This is a genomic window from Streptomyces sp. NPDC059010, from assembly GCF_042740355.1.
In the GTDB taxonomy this organism is placed as follows: domain Bacteria; phylum Actinomycetota; class Actinomycetes; order Streptomycetales; family Streptomycetaceae; genus Streptomyces.
Window position 1 is genome coordinate 85,568 of record NZ_JBHYJA010000022.1, and the last position, 15,772, is coordinate 101,339.

The 15,772-nt window shown below is 70.5% G+C and carries 16 protein-coding genes; 4 read left to right on the top strand and 12 right to left on the bottom strand.

Going from position 1 to position 15,772, the window contains the following annotated elements; genetic code table 11:
- Nucleotides 1-128: 128 nt before the first annotated feature.
- The 7 genes from ACFWYS_RS24265 to ACFWYS_RS24295 form a co-directional block, all read right to left on the bottom strand.
- Nucleotides 129-1,376 carry a cytochrome P450 gene (locus ACFWYS_RS24265; RefSeq protein WP_384772626.1) on the bottom strand — a complete coding sequence of 416 codons (1,248 nt, stop codon included), beginning with the start codon at nt 1,374-1,376 and terminating at the stop codon, nt 129-131.
- Nucleotides 1,373-1,978: an ATP/GTP-binding protein gene (locus tag ACFWYS_RS24270; RefSeq protein WP_384772629.1), complete on the bottom strand. Its 606-nt coding sequence runs from the start codon at nt 1,976-1,978 to the stop codon at nt 1,373-1,375. Before ACFWYS_RS24270 ends, ACFWYS_RS24265 begins: the two co-directional genes overlap by 4 nt.
- Entirely contained in the window at nt 1,959-2,330 is a 372-nt protein-coding gene (locus ACFWYS_RS24275; RefSeq protein WP_384772632.1) for a DUF742 domain-containing protein, read from the bottom strand. Before ACFWYS_RS24275 ends, ACFWYS_RS24270 begins: the two co-directional genes overlap by 20 nt.
- On the bottom strand, nt 2,327-2,737 hold the full coding sequence (locus tag ACFWYS_RS24280; RefSeq protein WP_030043913.1) for a roadblock/LC7 domain-containing protein: 411 nt from the start codon (nt 2,735-2,737) through the stop codon (nt 2,327-2,329). The genes ACFWYS_RS24275 and ACFWYS_RS24280 overlap by 4 nt, the downstream gene beginning before the upstream one ends.
- Complete coding sequence (locus tag ACFWYS_RS24285) at nt 2,734-4,479, bottom strand: ATP-binding protein (RefSeq protein WP_384772635.1); 1,746 nt, start codon at nt 4,477-4,479, stop codon at nt 2,734-2,736. Before ACFWYS_RS24285 ends, ACFWYS_RS24280 begins: the two co-directional genes overlap by 4 nt.
- Nucleotides 4,480-4,759: 280 nt before the next feature.
- Complete coding sequence (locus ACFWYS_RS24290) at nt 4,760-5,614, bottom strand: hypothetical protein (RefSeq protein WP_384772637.1); 855 nt, start codon at nt 5,612-5,614, stop codon at nt 4,760-4,762.
- Nucleotides 5,615-5,784: 170 nt separating this feature from the next.
- Nucleotides 5,785-6,738 carry a GlxA family transcriptional regulator gene (locus ACFWYS_RS24295; protein ID WP_384772640.1) on the bottom strand — a complete coding sequence of 318 codons (954 nt, stop codon included), beginning with the start codon at nt 6,736-6,738 and terminating at the stop codon, nt 5,785-5,787.
- A 71-nt stretch (nt 6,739-6,809) separates the two neighbouring features.
- Between ACFWYS_RS24295 and ACFWYS_RS24300 the strand changes: the two genes are divergently transcribed.
- Nucleotides 6,810-7,760: an NADP-dependent oxidoreductase gene (locus tag ACFWYS_RS24300; RefSeq protein ID WP_384772643.1), complete on the top strand. Its 951-nt coding sequence runs from the start codon at nt 6,810-6,812 to the stop codon at nt 7,758-7,760.
- A gap of 13 nt (nt 7,761-7,773) precedes the next feature.
- On the opposite strand, the gene ACFWYS_RS24305 is transcribed toward ACFWYS_RS24300, so the two are convergent.
- Entirely contained in the window at nt 7,774-8,880 is a 1,107-nt protein-coding gene (locus ACFWYS_RS24305) for an NAD(P)-dependent alcohol dehydrogenase (protein WP_384772646.1), read from the bottom strand.
- Nucleotides 8,881-8,905: 25 nt separating this feature from the next.
- Nucleotides 8,906-10,357, bottom strand: a complete 1,452-nt coding sequence (locus tag ACFWYS_RS24310; RefSeq protein WP_384772648.1) for an aldehyde dehydrogenase family protein — start codon at nt 10,355-10,357, stop codon at nt 8,906-8,908.
- Between the two features lie 103 nt (nt 10,358-10,460).
- Between ACFWYS_RS24310 and ACFWYS_RS24315 the strand changes: the two genes are divergently transcribed.
- Both ACFWYS_RS24315 and ACFWYS_RS24320 read left to right on the top strand, forming a co-directional pair.
- Nucleotides 10,461-10,898 carry a MarR family winged helix-turn-helix transcriptional regulator gene (locus ACFWYS_RS24315; protein WP_384772651.1) on the top strand — a complete coding sequence of 146 codons (438 nt, stop codon included), beginning with the start codon at nt 10,461-10,463 and terminating at the stop codon, nt 10,896-10,898.
- Between the two features lie 153 nt (nt 10,899-11,051).
- Nucleotides 11,052-11,432, top strand: coding sequence for an anti-sigma factor antagonist (locus ACFWYS_RS24320; protein WP_384772653.1), 381 nt, complete (start codon nt 11,052-11,054; stop codon nt 11,430-11,432).
- A gap of 6 nt (nt 11,433-11,438) precedes the next feature.
- On the opposite strand, the gene tuf is transcribed toward ACFWYS_RS24320, so the two are convergent.
- The 3 genes from tuf to ACFWYS_RS24335 form a co-directional block, all read right to left on the bottom strand.
- Nucleotides 11,439-12,632 carry an elongation factor Tu gene (gene tuf, locus ACFWYS_RS24325; protein ID WP_384772654.1) on the bottom strand — a complete coding sequence of 398 codons (1,194 nt, stop codon included), beginning with the start codon at nt 12,630-12,632 and terminating at the stop codon, nt 11,439-11,441.
- Between the two features lie 77 nt (nt 12,633-12,709).
- The gene (locus tag ACFWYS_RS24330) at nt 12,710-13,663 is read right to left on the bottom strand and encodes a ribose-phosphate diphosphokinase (protein WP_384772656.1); all 954 of its coding nucleotides are present in this window, start codon (nt 13,661-13,663) and stop codon (nt 12,710-12,712) included.
- Nucleotides 13,664-13,763: 100 nt separating this feature from the next.
- A complete protein-coding gene (locus ACFWYS_RS24335) occupies nt 13,764-14,954 on the bottom strand; it encodes a cytochrome P450 (RefSeq protein ID WP_384772659.1) in 1,191 nt (396 codons plus the stop codon).
- 139 nt (nt 14,955-15,093) lie between these two features.
- Here ACFWYS_RS24335 and ACFWYS_RS24340 point away from each other — a divergent pair, with 139 nt between their 5' ends.
- A complete protein-coding gene (locus ACFWYS_RS24340) occupies nt 15,094-15,756 on the top strand; it encodes a DUF4230 domain-containing protein (protein ID WP_384772662.1) in 663 nt (220 codons plus the stop codon).
- The last annotated feature ends 16 nt before the right edge of the window (nt 15,757-15,772 follow it).

Here is a 15,772-nt window from a genome sequence, read left to right on the forward strand (position 1 = left end):
GCTCCCCCCGCGCGCCGCGCAGCCCGGCGCGCCCCGCGTCTCGGCGGCCCCCCCCCCCCCGCGACACCGCGCCGCGCCGGGGGCGGGGAGCCCCCCGCACCCGCGGCGTACTCACAGCAGCGGTGTGCTCACACCGGGAACTCGACCGGCAGCCCGTCCAGCCGGGAATCCCAGGTGGAGGCGGTCGTGGTGAGCTCGTCCGCCGGCACGGCCAGCCGCAGGCCCGGCAGCCGGTGCAGCAGGACGTCCACCGCGACCTCGATCATGGACTGCCCGATGCTCTGCCCCGGGCACTCGTGCGGGCCCGCGCCGAACGCCAGGTGCGCCTGGTTGCCATGCACCGAGACGCTCGGATCGGGCCGGACCTCGGGGTCGATGTTGCCCGGGGCGAGACCGAGAACGAGCAGGTCGCCCTCCTCGATGCGGTGCCCGCCCAGTTCGACGTCGCTGGCGGCGAAGCGCCCCGGCAGGACGCCCAGCGGCGGAGAGTTCCACATGACCTCCTCCACCACCGCCGAGATGTTCAGCTGACCGCTGATCAGCCCGGAGAGCCGGGAGGCGTCGGTCAGGACCAATTGCAGCACCCGGGCCAGCAGGTTGGTCGTGACGTGCGCGGCGAGCAGCACCACACGCAGATGGTGCACGACCTCGTCGTGGTCGAGAGCCGCGTGATGCTCCAGCAGACCGGTGGCGAGGTCGGAGCCGGGCTCGGACCGCCTGCGCTCGGCGAGTTCGCCGAAGATCTCCCTGATCATGCCGTCGTGCACCAGGGCGTCCTCGCCGCCCTTGAGCACCTGGGCGCAGGACTCGACCAGCCGGCGCCCCTCCGCCTCGGCGAGCCCCAGGATGCGGGACATCACGAGCATCGGCATCAGGTCGGCGTAGTCCGCCACCAGATCGGCGCTGCCGCTGTCCGCGAACCCGTCGATCAGCTTGTTGGCGAAGTGCGTGGCGTGGCGCCGGATACCGCGGCCGGCAGCGGCCTGCAGCACGTCGTTGACGGCGCCGCGCAGCCTGCGGTGCGCCTCGCCGTCCTGGGACACGCAGTCGGGGCGCCAGGCGAGCATCGGAATCAGCGGAGAGGTCTCCGCGATCCGGCCCTCCCGCGAGTCCCGCCAGTTCCGCGCGTCCCGGGGGAACTGGCGGGGATTGTCGAGCACCCGCCGGCTGTCCCGGTAGCCCAGCACCAGCCAGGCGGGGACGTCGCCGTCCAGCAGCACCGGCGCGACCGAGCCGTGCTCCTTGCGCAGCCGCTCGTAGATGCCGAGCGGGTCGGTCGCCGCCTCGGGCCCGTACAGCCGGGCCAGTTCGGCCGAACCGTGCGCGACCGGGCAGCCCCGGGGGGCCTCGGGACTGTCGAGGTTGTCGTCACTCATCGGGGCTCCATTGCGACGGCGGAGCGTTCCTTCAGATGACGTATCAGGGCGATGAGTACGTCACGGCTGGAGGCACGGTCGCGGGCGTCGCAGGACACGATCGGGGTGTGCGGGGGGATGTCCAGCGCGTCCCGGATCTCGTCGATCGGGTGGTGCTTGGAGTCGGGGAAGACGTTCAGGGCGATGACGAAGGGGACGTCCTGCCGCTCCATCTCCTCTATCGCCCGGAAGCTGGAGGCCAGTCGGCGGGTGTCCACCAGGACGATCGCGCCGAGCGCGCCCTTGAACAGGCCGTTCCACAGGAACCAGAACCGCTCCTGGCCCGGAGTGCCGAACAGGTAGAGCACCAGCTCGTCGTTGATGCCGATCTTGCCGAAGTCCAGGCTGACGGTGGTCTGCGTCTTGTCGGCGACACCGATGAGGTGATCGTCGGCGGCGCTGGCCTGGGTGAGGGTCTCCTCGGTGGTGAGCGGCTTGATGTCGCTGACCGAGCGGACCATGGTGGTCTTCCCGGTGCCGAATCCGCCGGCGATCATCACCTTCACCGAGCGGGTGCCCCCGGCGGCCGACCCGCCGGGTTGGTCAAAGCCTTTGAAGTCCACTGAGTACCTCCTCAAGGAGCGCGAGGTCGGGCCCGCGACCGGCGTCGCGCGCCGGGATGGGGTCACGAGCTTCGACGCGGCCTGCCTCAAGCAGATCTGCAAGCAGCACCGCGAGAATGTTGAAGGGCAACCCGAGATGGGCGCCGAGTTCGGCCACCGACAGCGGATCGCGGCAGCGCCGGATGATCTCCTCGTGCTCGTGCTGCATCCCCGGGGCGGATGTGGTGCGGGAGACGATGAGGGTCGCCACGTCGAGACTCGACGCCGGACCGCCCGGTCCGCTACGTCCTCGGGTGAGGACGTAGTAGCGCTCAAGACCGGACGGGTCCGTGGGCCGGCGGGGAGCACTCATCCAGAGTGCTCCTCCAGGCGCGGAGTGGTGCCGAGAAGCTCACCCATCCGCCGGGCCAGGTCCCTCATCTGATGCCCCAGCAGCCCCTGGTCGAGGCCCTCGCGGGCCAGCACACCGAGATACGTCTCCACACCCGCCCGTACGACGAAGAGGTGGCCGCCGTCGACCTCGATCATCGCCAGCCGCAGCTGCCCCGCGTACTTGGGGAACTGCTCGGCCACCGGCTGGGCCAGCGCCTGGAGGCCGGCCACGACGGCCGCGAAGCGGTCCACGTCGTCGGGGTCCTCGGCGCCGAACGAGGTGATGGCCTTGCCGTCACTTGAGGCCACGAGGGCGAAGCGGATCTCCGGGATGCTCTCCACCAGATCGCGGAGCGCCCAGCTCACGTCGGTTCCCTGTTGCGTCATGTGGACTTGTCGCTCTCTTCAGTGCGGTGCTCGAAGGACTCGCGTCCGGCGGTCGGGTCGCTGCCGGCGCCCGTGCCGCCGCCGTCGTCGGACTCGCGTCCGGCGGTGGCGAAGGCGGCGAGGCCGGCGAACGACGCGTCCGGCGGGACGGCGACGACGGCCGTCTCCTCGGACCGCTCGGCCGGCCCGGACTGCACCGGCTCGGACCGCTTGCTGCGACGCCGCGGAAGTCCGCCGGGCGTGGTGTCCATGTCCTCGGCCGCTTCCGCCACGCCCGCCGCCTCGGTGACGACGGCCGCAGCGCCCGACGCGGCTGCCGGTGCGGCGGCCGAGGCCTGGAGGGTCGGTGCGACGGCGACCGGATCGGCCGCGGGGAGCGGACTGAAGTACTTGTGCGGAACCACGACGACCACCGAGGTGCCGAGCCAGGGCGAGTCCGCGTAGGTGACGCGGATGCCGTAGCGACGGGCGAGGATGCCGACGACCCTGAGGCCGATGGTGGCGTCCTCCGAGATACCGCCGAGGCCCGGTCCGGCCCCGGTTCCGGCGAGTGCCTCCTCGGCGTCGCGCTTCTTCTCCTCGCTCAGTCCCTTGCCGGAGTCCTGGATCTCGATGCCGACGCCGTTCGGGACCTCCTTGCCGGAGACGAGCACCGGCTCGGTGGGCGGCGAGTAGCGGGCGGCGTTGTCCAGGAGATGGGCGAAGATCAGCGTGAGGTGGTCCACCAGGCCGCCGTCGACGCCGAGTTCGGGCAGGTGGCGTACGTCGATCCGGTGGAAGTCCTTGATCCGGCCGATGCCGCCGCGCACCACGCTGAGCAGGCGCTGCGGCTCCTGCCACTGGCGGCCGGGACGGTCCGAGCCGCCGAGGACGCTGATGCTCGCGGCGAGACAGTCGGCGGGGCCGATCGCCTGGTCGAGCTCCATCAGACCCCGGGCGACAGCCGGCAGTCGGCCGTGCTCGCCCTGCATCTCGTGCAGCCGGCCGCGGAGCTTGCTGGTCAGGACGTGGATACGGTTGCCCACACTGATCACGGCCTGCTCGGCGGAGGTCGAGCGGTTGAACTCCTCCTCGACACCGATCAGCGAGGTGCGCAGGACCTTGCGCAGGTTGGCCTGGAGCTCGGTGCTGACCTTGGCGCACTGGTTGACGCTGGGCAGGACGTCATCGATGGCGTCGCCCTCGCGCAACTGCTTCAGCGCGTTGGGCAGTTGCTCGTCGGCGAGCCGGACCACGGCGGCCAGCTGGTGGGCCAGCTGCTCCTGCCAGACCTCGGCCTGGTCGGCGAGCTGCGCCTCGTAGGACTGGGCCTGGGCGGCGATGCGCTCCTCGTAGGAGCTGCTCTCCTCGGCGAGGCGCTCCTCGTACGCGTGGGCCTGCTCGGCCAGTTGGGCCTCGTAGGCGCCGGACTGCTCGGCGAGGCGGTTCTCCAGGGCGGCGCGGTCGGAGCTGAACTTCCGCTCCAGGCCCGCCACGTGCTGCTGCCACTGCTGGGAGTGCTCGGCCTGCGACGAGCGGAACTCGCCCTCGGACTTGCGCAGGTGTGCTCGGGTCCGCAGCAGGAGGCGGACACACACGGCACTGGCCGTGGTCGCCGCGACGCCTGCGACGGCGGTGGTTATTCGCTCCGAGCTCATGAACGTGGCGGCAACGGTCCCACCTCCTAAAGCCAGCGGCATGAGCCACCAGCTGTACCAGGCGACAGGGGGCCGCGCCGCCGGCGGCGGTGTGGCGAGTTCCATCTGCATCCTTCGAGGCGACGATCGATCAAGGGGGGTGTGCAAAGGCGATCGCACTCATGAGTACGCACCGCGCGATGACCGATCGAGAGCAAGTCACGACCGAGTCAACTCGCAGCGCCGAACGGGAGCTTATCGGGTTTGAACGCAAAAGGATCAACCTCGCAGGTCGGCGGAAGTGAGGGTTCCATCACTGTCCGCCAGGAGAACGTAAATCGATAAATGCCCTTACTGACCTGCACAGTCGGAGAAATCGACGCGCCGTGACGGCAGATCCGAGGGATCACTTGCAGCCCATGCCGTCCGGCACCAGCGGCCAGGCCTCGACACCATCGAGGGTGCGGACATACGCCGTCAGCCTGTCCCCTGCCAGCCACAACCGCCAGTCGCCGAGCCGGTATCCGGTGTCGTGCGCACCGTCGGGCATGGGTACGTCGCCGTCGTACGCGGCGTTCAGCATGGCGCGGTCGAGAACACCTTCGGGATCGCGGGCGAACATCCTGCGGTCCGGGTTCACGCCGAGTTCGAGGAAATGTACGTCCTGCCAGTCGCAGTGGGCCGATCCGGCGGAGCTGCTGATCTCGGTGGTCGGCACCCGGCGGCCGTCGGCGTCGGTCCAGATCTCGGTCTCCAGGGAGTCCGTGAAGCTCTCCGGGAGTTCGGCGGGGTCGCAGGAGGCGCTGCTCTCCGGGCCCCAGCCGGGACGGTCCTCGCGGTCCTCGGTGACGACCACCGCGACCTTGGTACGTCCGTCGACGTCGTAGGAGAACAGGACGCGGCCGTCCTCCTCGCGCTCCACGCGATAGCCGTACCGCGGCACCTCGGGCTGCTCCATGTCGAAGTAGGCACGGAGCCCCTCCTCGGGCGTCCCTCCGCCGTCCCCTTCGCTCCAGGGATCGCTGACGCCGCCGGAGTAGATGTCCCCGTCGCACTCCAGGGCCCGGCCCGCGGCGCCCGCACCGGCGAGCACGGCGCGGGCGCCGTGCTCGTCGAGATTGCGGGCGGGGACGTGCAGCGGGCCGCCGTACGGCGTGGCCGGCGCGGTACCCGCCACGACCAGATCCTCCCCGGCACCGCACCCCACGGCCGCCGTCGCCACCAGCACCGCCACTGCCGCCGCTACGAGTCCGCCGCGCATGTCCGCCCCCCCTTGTCCGCCCCGCTGTCTTGATCCTTCGACGCGGCACGGGGCGGGAACGTTCGGGTCTGCCGGGCGGCCCCTGGACCGTGCGCGTCTGGCATGGGGCGGCGGCCGTACGGAAGTCGCCCGCCTGACGTGAGGGGTCGTCAGGAAGGCGTGGGCCTGGCCTACCGTGCGGCCGCCGCCTGGAACGTGCGGCGGTACGCCTGCGGCGACACCCCGATCGCGGCGTGCAGATGCTGGCGCAGGGAGGCTCCCGTGGCGAAGCCGACCTGGCCGGCGATCTGGTCCACCGACAGGTCGCTGGACTCCAGCAGATGCCGGGCGCGGGCGACGCGCTGCTGGATCAGCCAGCGGCCGGGGCTGAGGCCGACCTCGTCGCTGAAGCGACGGGCGAAGGTGCGCAGGCTCATCCGGGCCTGCGCGGCGAGGTCGGCCAGGGTGAGGGGCTCGTCGAGGTGTTCCAGGGCCCAGGCGCGGATGGCCGCGGTGCTCGCGGCGCCGCTCTCCGGCACCGGCTGCTCGATGTACTGGGCCTGGCCGCCGTCCCGGAAGGGCGGTACGACACAGCGCCGGGCGACCGCGTTGGCGAGCTCGCTGCCGTGGTCGGCGCGCACGATGTGCAGGCAGACGTCGACGCCCGCGGCTGCTCCGGCGGACGTGAGGATCCTGCCGTCCTGGACGAACAGGACGTCCGGGTCCAGGTCGACCAGCGGGTACCGGCGCCGCAACGCCTCGGTCGAGTGCCAGTGCGTGGTGGCCCTGCGGCCGTCCAGCAGCCCCGCCGCTGCGAGGACGAAGGCGGCGGTGCAGATCGACACGATGCGTGCGTCCGGGCGGATCAGCGCGAGAGCGTCGGCGACCTCTGCGGACAGCTCCGTGGGGATGTACGCGGGAGCCATGGAGGCGACGACCACGGTGTCGGCCGTGGCGAGGATCTCCGGGCCGTGCTGGACGCCGATCGTGAAGTCGGCGTTGCTGTGCACGGGGCGGCCGTCGACGCTGCAGGTCAGCACCTCGTACCGGCCGTCGGCGGCGCCGAAGATCCGGCTGGGGATGCCCAGCTCGAAGGGATAGACGCCGTCCAGGGCCAGCACCACGACCCGCTCCATGTCTGCCATGGCACGATCCTATCGAAGGTTGGCAATCGTGCCATTTTCCAGCGCGGCGGATCCCGGCAGGCTGGTTCACCATGAGCACTGTGAACACGATGCGAGCCATCAGCCAGGACGTCCTCGGCGGTCCCGAGGTTCTCAAGGAAGTGGAAGTGGAGCGCCCGACACCGCGCGCCAACGAGGTACTGGTGCGCGTCCGCGCCGCGGGCGTCAACCCGACCGACTGGAAGCACCGCGCGAGCGGCGGTTTCCTGGGGGAGCCGCCCTTCGTCCTGGGCTGGGACGTCTCCGGCGTGGTCGAGGCGGTCGGTATCGGCGTCGCCCGCTTCAAGCCCGGCGACGAGGTGTTCGGCATGCTGTCGTACCCGTGGGGCCACGGCTCGCACGCCGAGTACGTCACCGCGCCGGCCCGCGTCTTCGCCCACAAGCCGGCCTCGGTCGACCACACGCAGGCGGGCGCGCTGCCGCTGGTCTCGCTGACCGCCTGGCAGGCCCTGGTCGAGTACGCCGACGTGCGGGCGGGCCAGCGGGTGCTGATCCACGCGGCGGCCGGCGGGGTCGGGCATGTGGCCGTGCAGATCGCCAAGGCGCGGGGCGCGTATGTGATCGGTACCGCGAGCGCGGGCAAGCACGACTTCCTGCGGGAGATCGGCGTCGACGAGGCGATCGACTACCGGGAGACGGACTTCACCGAGGCCGTGAAGGACGTCGACGTCGTCCTGGACACGCTCGGCGGCGACACTTCCACGCGCTCACTGCGCGTGCTGCGCCCGGGCGGGATCGTCGTCTCGATCCTGCCGGGGGGTTCGAACGACCTCTACGAGGAGGCCGAGCGGCTAGGGGTGCGGGCGCTGCGCATGCTGGTCGACTCCTCGCACAGCGGGATGAAGGCGATCGCGGAGCTGGTCGACGCGGGGAAGCTGCGCCCCGCGATCGCCGGTACCTTCCCGCTGTCCGGTGCCGCCGAGGCACATGCGCTCGGCGACACCGGCCGGACCACGGGGAAGCTGGTCCTGGTGACGGACTGACAGCCGGCTGGAGTCAGAACATGAGCACGGGCTTGATCGCCTTGCCCGCGCCCATGTCCCGCACCGCCTGGTCGATGTCCGTGAACGGATAGCTGCTGATCAGGCGGTGCAGCGGGAGCCGCCCCTCCTTGACCAGCCGGACCAGGGCGGGGATGAAGGTCCGGGTCTCGGCGTCGCCCAGGGTGAGGCCGACGACCCGCTTTCCGCCGAGCAGCCCGTTGACGTCCAGGGCGACCTCGGTACCGAACGGCGGGGCGCCGACGACCACCAGGGTGCCGCGGGCGGCGAGCGCGTCCACGCCCTGGCGCAGGACGCCGACGTTGCCGGTGGTCTCCACGACGCCGTCGGCGCCCTGGCCGCCGGTGATCCCGGCGAGCGCGTCACCGAGGTCGGCCTCGGCCGCGTTGACGGTGTGGGTGGCGCCCAACTCCCTTGCCAGTGAAAGGCGTTCAGCCACCCGGTCGACGGCGACGATGGTGGTGGCGGGGGTGAGGGCGGCGGCCATGACGGCGGACAGGCCGACGGCTCCGGCGCCGAGGACGACGACGGTGCTGCCGGTCACCGGCTCCAGTACGTTCCAGACGGCGCCGACCCCGGTCTGTACGCCGCAGCCCAGCGGGGCGATCGAGGCCAGCGGCACCTCGGGGTCGACCTTCACGAGGCTGCGCTCGTCCACCAGGGCCCGCTCGGCGAAGGAGGACTGGCCGAAGAAGTGCCCGCCGAGGGCCTCGCCGTCCCGGCTGATGGTGCTGGTGCCGTCGGCCCGGCGGCCGCCGATGAGGTTCAGCGGCAGCCAGGTCGCGCAGTACGCGGGGTGGCCGCCCCGGCAGTTGCGGCAGTCGCCGCAGGAGGTGAAGGACAGCACGACGTGGTCGCCCGGCGCGACGCCGGTCACGGCCGGGCCGACGGCCTCGACGACGCCCGCGCCCTCGTGGCCGAGGACGCCGGGCAGCGGGAAGGGCAGTCCGCCGCCCGCCACGCCGAGGTCGGTGTGGCACAGGCCGGTCGCCACCATGCGGACGACTGCCTCGTGCGGTCCGGGCTCGTCGAGCTGCACGTCGGAGAGGGTGAAGGGCGCCCCGCCGGACTCGACGACGGCGGCACGGGTGGGGATGGACATCGATCGGATCTCCTTGACGGTGCGCTCAGTCGAGCGAGACGACGACGGACTTGGTGGTGGTATAGGCGTCGAGCGCCTCGGGCCCGTACTCGCGGCCGAAGCCGGAGTCCTTGACTCCGCCGAAGGGCACCGCGGGGTCGAGCATCGCCCAGTCGTTGACCCAGACGATGCCGGCCGCCAGCCGGTCGGCGACCCGGTGGGCGCGGGCCAGGTTGCCGGTCTGAACGCCGGAGGCCAGGCCGTACGGCGTGGAGTTGGCGAGCTCGACGGCCTCGTCCTCGGAGTCGAAGGGCTGGACGGTGAGGACCGGGCCGAAGATCTCCTCCTGGATCACCCGGGAGTCGTTCGGCAGGTCGGCGATCACGGTGGGCCGGTAGTAGTAGCCACCGTCGAGGTCGAGCCGCTCACCGCCGCAGACGATCCGGCCGCCCTCCTTGCGGGCCAGGTCGACGTACTCCTCGACCTTGCGCAGGTGCCGCTCCCCCGCCATCGGGCCGACCACGGTCTCGGGCCTGCGCGGGTCGCCGAGCGGCACACCGGGCACGGCGTCGGCGAGGATGCCGAGCAGCGTGCTGTACACCGGGCGCGCGACCAGCAGCCGGGGCGCGCCCATGCAGAACTGCCCGGTGTTGAAGACGAAGCCCTTGATGATCGCGCCGACGGCCTTCTCCAGGTCGGCGTCCTCGAAGACGAGATGGGCCGCGTTGCCGCCGAGCTCCATGGTGACGGGCTTGAGGGACTCACCGGCGATGCCCGCGACCTTCCGGCCCACCGCGGTCGAGCCGGTGAAGGCGACCTTGTCCACCCCGGAGTGCCGCAACAGCGCCTCACCGGCCGCGGGACCGCCGGTGACGACGTTGACCACACCGTCGGGGACGCCGGCCTTCTTGAAGAGTTCGGCCATGTACAGCGCGCTGAGCGGCGTCTCCTCGGCCGGCTTGTGCACCACCGTGTTCCCGGCCGCGAGTGCGGGGGCGATCTTCGAACCGGCCAGGATCAGCGGGAAGTTGTACGGCGTGATGGCCGCGACCACGCCGATCGGCCGGCGCCGGACGTAGGCCAGGGCGTTCATAGGGGTGTCGCGGACGGATCCGTCGAGGGAGTGGGCGAGGGCCGCGAAGTGCTCGTAGTCGTTGGCCGCGTTGGTGACGTCGACGGCGTGCGCCAGCGTGATCGGCTTGCCGACGTCACGGCTCTCCAGCTCGGCGATCGTGTCGGCGTTCTCCCTGATCAGCTCGGCGACCCGGTGCAGCACCCGGCCGCGCTCGCGGCCGCTCAGCCCGGACCAGGCGCCGTCGTCGAAGGCGTCCCGCGCGGCGCGCACGGCCGCGTCCATGTCGGCGGCACCGCCATCCGCGACGGTGGTGAGGACCGCACCCCGGGACGGGTCGACCACCTCGGTGCGCGCTCCGTCGGCGGCCTCGCGCCACTGGCCCCCGATGAACAACCGACCGGGTTCGATCTCGAAGGTGGTCATCACCACTCCTCAGCCTCATCGCCAAGATTTCAACAAACAGGATTCCTGTTGGTCCGCAGTCTCATTACAGACAGGTTTCCTGTCAATGCTCTAGGCTGAACTCATGCTCGACACCCAGGCAACCAAGGCACCGCCCTCGCTTCTGTACATGGTGAAGCAGGTGGAGCTCGTCGTACGCTCCCACCTGGACGAGCTGGTCAAGCCGTCCGGGATCACCGCGCTGCAGTACACGGCGCTCACCGTGCTGCAGCGTCACGACGGACTGTCGGCCGCGCAGCTGGCGCGCGACTCCTTCGTGACGGCGCAGTCGATCGCCGATCTCGTCCGGAGCCTGGAGACCCGCGGGCTGGTCCGCCGGGAGCGCAACCCGCGCAACCGACGGGAGCTGCTGATCCTGCTGACCGGCACGGGCCGCGAGCTGCTGGACCGCCACGAGGGGGCGGTGAGGGAACTGGAGGAGCGCATGGTGCGGGACCTCACGGCCCATCAGACCGAGCAGTTCCGCCAAGCACTCTCCAGAGCCTGGCACGCACTGTCGTAGCAGCGCCCCGCTCGTTTCGCGCATCATCTGTCGCAATTCGAAGACATATGTCAATCGAACATGCTCAGATTCGCTCGATCGAGGGTAACTTGCAGTGCGGGGACTGGATTTGGGCACCCCGCCGCAAGTGAACAGGTTGGAGGCGATGTCGTCGTGCAGCAGGATCCTGCGCCGTTGAGCCGGCATCTGCGCGTCCACCGGCACCGGGACCACCTGGTGCTGGAGTTCCTCGGCGAGATCGACATCGCCGCGGCGGTGGAGATAGCCCCGTATCTGGACCGGGTGACGACGCACCCGGACGCGCGGATCGTGATCGACCTCAGGAGCGTGGAGTTCTTCGACTGTTCCGGGCTGCGGCTGCTGTACCGCGCGCGCAGCCGGGTGCTCGACCACGGCGGGCAGCTGCACCTGGTGTGCACCCACGCGCTCACCCTGCGCGTCCTCAGGATCACCGGCCTGTCCCGGCTACTGCCCCCGCATCCGACGCCGGACGCGGCCCTGGGGCAGCCCGAGGCCACGTCCGGCACGTTATGAGCGGTCCTACTTCAGGATCTTGGTGACCTGACCGGCCCCCACCGTCCGGCCGCCCTCGCGGATGGCGAACTTCAGGCCTTCTTCCATCGCAATGGGCTGGATCAGCTGGACGTGCATGCTCGTGTTGTCGCCCGGCATGACCATCTCGGTGCCCTTCGGCAGGGTGACCACGCCCGTCACGTCCGTCGTACGGAAGTAGAACTGGGGACGGTAGTTCTCGAAGAACGGTGTATGTCGGCCGCCCTCGTCCTTGGACAGGATGTACGCCTGCGCCTCGAACTCCGTGTGCGGGGTGACCGATCCGGGCTTGATGACGACCTGGCCGCGCTCGACGTCCTCCCGCTTCACGCCCCGCAGCAGCAGCCCGACGTTCTCACCGGCCCGGCCCTCGTCGAGGAGCTTGCGGAACATCTCGACGCCGGTGACGGTGGTCTTCGTCTTCTGGTCGTGGATGCCGATGATCTCGACCTCGCTGTTCACCAGCAGCCGACCGCGCTCGATCCGGCCGGTGACGACCGTGCCGCGGCCGGTGATGGTGAACACGTCCTCGATGGGCATCAGGAACGGCTTGTCGACATCACGCTCCGGCTCCGGGACGGCCGTGTCGACGGCCTCCAGCAGTTCGAGCACCGACCGGCTCCACTGCGGGTCCCCTTCGAGGGCCCTGAGCGCGGAGACCTTGACGACGGGGACGTCGTCGCCCGGGAACTCGTATTCCGTCAGCAGCTCGCGCACCTCCAGCTCGACGAGCTCCAGGATCTCCTCGTCGTCCACCATGTCGGTCTTGTTGAGCGCGACGACGATGTACGGCACGCCCACCTGCCGGGCGAGCAGCACATGTTCCTTGGTCTGCGGCATCGGCCCGTCGGTGGCGGCGACGACCAGGATCGCGCCGTCCATCTGGGCGGCGCCGGTGATCATGTTCTTGATGTAGTCGGCGTGGCCCGGGCAGTCCACATGGGCGTAGTGCCGGCGCTCCGTCTGGTACTCGACATGGGCGATCGAGATCGTGATGCCGCGCTGCCGTTCCTCGGGCGCCTTGTCGATCTGGTCGAACGGAGTGAACGGGTTCAGGTCGGGATACCGATCGTGCAGCACCTTCGTGATGGCCGCGGTGAGCGTGGTCTTCCCGTGGTCGATGTGCCCGATGGTCCCGATGTTCACGTGCGGCTTGGTCCGTTCGAACTTCGCCTTGGCCATGGCGAGCCCTCCTGAGCATCCGATGATGCCTAGCTGAGCATCCGGGTGATGCCGAGCTTCGCTCCGCTACGTCCTGTCTATTCGGTTCCCGGCGCGTCGAACAGGGCGCTGACGGACTCCCCGTTGTGAATGCGGCGCACTGCCTCGGCGAGCGCCGGGGCGATGGAGAGTACCCGCAGCTTCTCGGTGCGCTCCTCCGCCGGGATCGGCACGGTGTTGGTGCACACGATCTCCAGTACGTCGGGCTGCTCACCGATCCGCTTCAGCGCACCGGACGCGAACAGGCCGTGCGTACAGGCGACCCGGATCGACCGCGGCCCCAACTCCCGCAGCCGGTCGAGCAGTTCGAGCACGGTGCTGCCCTTGGCTATCTCGTCGTCCAGCACGATGACGTCCCGCCCGCGCACCTCGCCGATGACGGCGCTGATGCTGACCCGGTCGTCCGCGAACCGCTGCTTGGCGCCGGCGGCCACCTGGGCGCCGATCAGCCGTGCGAAGGCGGCGGCCTCCTTGGCGTTGCCGAGGTCCGGGGACACGACGGTCGTACGGGTCAGGTCGTACTGCCGGAAGTGCACGGCGAGTTCACGCAGGGCGTGCAGATGGTCGACCGGCACCGTGAAGAAGCCGTGCACCTGGGGCGCGTGCAGTGTCATGGCGAGCACGCGGCTCGCCCCGGCCGCCACCATCAGATCGGCGACGAGCCGCCCGCCGAGCGAGATACGGGGCGCGTCCTTCTTGTCGGAGCGGGCGTAGGAGTAGTGCGGCATGACGACGGTGATCCGCCGCGCCGACGCCCCGCGCGCGGCGTCGCACATCAGCAGCAGCTCGACGAGGTGTTCCTGCACCGGCCGGACCAGCGGCTGGATCAGAAAGACGTCCCGCTCCCGGCAGTTGGCCTGAAGCTGCACTTCCAGACAGTCATTGGCGAACCGGCTGACCCGGGTGGGGCTCAGCGGCACCCCCAGCTGAGCGCAGACCTCCGCCGCCAGTTCGGGGTGGGCACTACCGCTGAACACGGCGATCTCTCGCACGATCCGCTCCTCGCATGATCACTCCGGGTGGCGGATTCATGCTACTGACCAGCGCAGAAACGTTGCGGCTCACCGAGGTCGGAGATATGTGGCGATCACCTCACCACGACACGGGCAACCTGCGCGGACTCCGCGTCATCTGTCCCTCCCGCCACTCGATCGTCTCGGCAGTGAACTCGGCGCGCAGATGGGGAAAACGGGCGGCGAGGCGGTGCAGGGCGAGTTCGAGTTCCATGCGGGCGAGCCAGGCGCCCAGGCAGTGGTGGGGGCCGGCGCCGAAGGCGATGCTGGGCGAGGTCAGCGGGGCGAACAGGTCGGGTTCGCCGGGCGGGAAGACGTCCGGGTCATGGCCGGCGGCGTTGGTCTGGACGGCGACGACACTGCCCGCCGGGATCGGCACGCCGCCGATCTCGGTGTCCTCGACGGCGCGGCGGATCAGGCCGGGCAGGACACGGCCCTCGCTGAGCGGGATCGTGCGCAGCAGTTGCTCGGCCGCGGTGGCGGCGGCGTCGCCGTCCTCGGCGAGCCCCTTCCAGGCGGCCTGTCCGTCGGTGAGGAGGTAGACGACGGCGTTGCCGAGGGCCGTCATGGTCGTCTCGTGTCCGGCGACGACCAGTCCGCAGACCAGGCTGACCAGCCGGCGTTCGTCGATCCCCAGCTCGTCCCCCGCCGCGACCAGTCCGCTCACCAGGTCGTCACCGGGGGACGCGCGCCGCTCGGCCACGAGTGCGCCGGCGAACTCCCCGAACTCCCGCATGGCGAGGGCCACTTCCTGCGCACTGTGGGCGCCGCCGGACAGGGCGTGGTCGGCCCAGTGCCGGATGCGCTCACGGTCCACGTGCTCCAGACCCATCAGCCGGCAGATCACCGAGACGGGCAGCGGGCGGGTGAATCCCTCGACGATGTCGGCGGGGCGCCGCTGTTCGGCGAAGTCGTCGAGGAGCGCCTCGACCACGGAGGCGACCCAGGGGCGCCAGCGGGCGATCGCCCGGGGGGTGAACGCCCGCTGCACCGTGCCGCGCAGCAGCTGGTGGGCGGTGCCGTCCTGGTTGAGGAGCCCGTCCGGGGAGTCGAGCAGATTCGGTACGACGAGCAGCGGCGGGGCGTCCGCCGCGTGCAGCGAACTCCGGTTGAACTTCGGGCTCATCAGCACCTGACGCACCTCGACGTACCGGGTCACGAGCCACACCTCGGTGCCGGTGGCGAGGACGCCGAGCCGGGGCGGTCCGGGCTCGGGGAGGCTGATGCGATGCATGGGAGGCAGTGGCCGGGACGTGCTGTCTGCACTCATCCGGGTCTCCAGACGCGCCGGTACGGACAGTTTCCCACGCTAGTGCGCCGCTCGTGCTCCAGTCAGGGGCGGCAATCGGCCAACGGACAGGTCTGGCACCGGATTTGGGGGTACCTCGTTGAACAGGAAAGGAGGCGCCATGACGACTCCCCTCAAGCGCATCGACAGGCGCATGCCCGGCTGGGCGAAGGCGGTGAGTGCGGTGGTGCTGGTGCTCGTCGTCTTCTTCGCCGGGATCCGGCTGAGCGTGCTCCCCGGTCTCAAGGACCTGTTCGGCACCGAGACCAACGACCGCTCGGGTCCCGCACTGCTGCAGTCCATCCAGGACATGAGCCGCTACGACGCCGCCTCCGGCAACTTCCAGATCGTCGTGGATCTGGAGAAGGACGCCAAGTTCCTGCCCGACGCGATCCGCGGCACCCGCACCCTGTACGTCGGCGCGGGCACCGTGGACGCCTATGTCGACCTCGGAAAGGTCGGCGAGGACGACGTCACGGTCAACGGCGACCGTACGTCCGCCACCCTGCGCCTGCCGCACGCCGCCCTCGGCAAACCGTCCCTGGACCCCGACCGCTCCTACGCCGTCTCCAAGCAGCGCGGTCTCCTCGACCGCCTCGGCGACCTGTTCTCGGACAATCCGAACAGCGAACAGGCCGTGCAGAAACTGGCCGTGCGGCACATCGGTGACGCCGCCAGGAAGAGCGAGCTGACCGCACGCGCGCAGACCAACACCACCCACATGCTCGAAGGACTGCTCCACTCCCTCGGCTTCAAGGAGGTGAAGGTGACCTACGGGACCTGAGAGTCTGTGAACAGGC